The organism is Streptacidiphilus monticola, from assembly GCF_042658505.1.
Classification (GTDB): Bacteria; Actinomycetota; Actinomycetes; order Streptomycetales; family Streptomycetaceae; genus Streptacidiphilus; species Streptacidiphilus monticola.
Window position 1 is genome coordinate 1 of sequence record NZ_JBHSQJ010000223.1, and the last position, 1,228, is coordinate 1,228.

Annotated in this window: 1 protein-coding gene; it reads left to right on the forward strand. The window is 75.2% G+C overall.

Annotated features, from left to right (window positions below; translation table 11 throughout):
• Positions 1-1,148: MFS transporter (locus ACFP3V_RS31450; protein WP_380591141.1), on the forward strand; the 1,148-nt coding region annotated here is incomplete at its 5' end.
• Positions 1,149-1,228: the final 80 nt, after the last annotated feature.

Below are 1,228 nucleotides of genomic sequence, written 5' to 3' on the forward strand. Positions count from 1 at the left end.
TGGCGCTGGGTGCGGTGAGTCTGGTCACGGATGTCTCCTCGGAGATGGTCACCGCCGTGCTGCCGCTGTACCTGGTCGCGGGGCTCGGGCTGTCCCCGCTCGGGTTCGGCGTGCTGGACGGCCTCTACAACGGCGTCAGCGCCCTGGTGCAGCTGCTGGGCGGCCACCTGGCCGACCGCGCCCGCAACCACAAACTGCTCGCCGCGCTCGGCTACGGCCTGTCCGCCCTGTGCAAACCCCTGCTGCTGCTGACCCACACCCTCACCCCGCTCGGCGCCGTCCTCGCCCTCGAACGCACCGGCAAGGGCCTGCGCACCGCCCCCCGCGACGCCCTCATCTCCCTCAACTCCACCCCCCACAACCGCGGCCGCGCCTTCGGCGTCCACCGCGCCCTGGACACCACCGGCGCCCTCCTCGGCCCCCTGACCGCCTACCTCATCCTGCGCGCCGCCACCGACGGCTACGACGCCGTCTTCGGCGTCTCCGGCTGCATCGCCGCCCTCGGCGTCCTGCTGCTGCTCCTGTTCGTCCCCGGCACCCGCGGCCCGGCCCCCCAGCACCCCGCCGACCTGCGCGCCGCCCTCACCCTGCTCCGCGACCGGCGCCTGCGCGCCCTGACCGGCGCCGCGGCCCTGCTCGCCCTGACCACCGTCTCCGACTCCTTCCTCTACCTGATGCTGCAGAAACGGGCCGACCTCGACACCCGCTGGTTCCCACTGCTCCCGCTGGGCACCGCCACCGTGTTCCTGCTCCTGGCCGTCCCGGCCGGCCTGCTCGCCGACCGGATCGGCCGCACCCCGGTCTTCCTCACCGGCCACGCCCTCCTGCTGGCCGGCTACACCCTGCTGCTGGCCGGGCCCGCCACCCCGGCGCTGCCCTGCCTGGTCCTGACCCTGCACGGCGCGTTCTACGCCGCCACCGACGGCGTACTGCCCGCCGCCGTCGCCGATACCGTCCCCGAGCACCTGCGCGGCACCGGCCTCGCCCTCACCGGCACCGCCCAGGCCCTCGCCCGCTTCCTGTGCTCGCTCGGCATCGGCGCCGCCTGGACCGCCTACGGCCCGCACACCACCCTCACCGCCGCCACCGCCGCACTCACCCTCGCCGCCGCCATCGCCACCCCCCTGCTACGAGGCCGCACCCCATGACCCTGCGCACCCGCCTGACCCTCCTCCTCACCGCCGTCCTCACCCTCACCGCCCTCGGCACCACCCTCGTCCTGCACGCC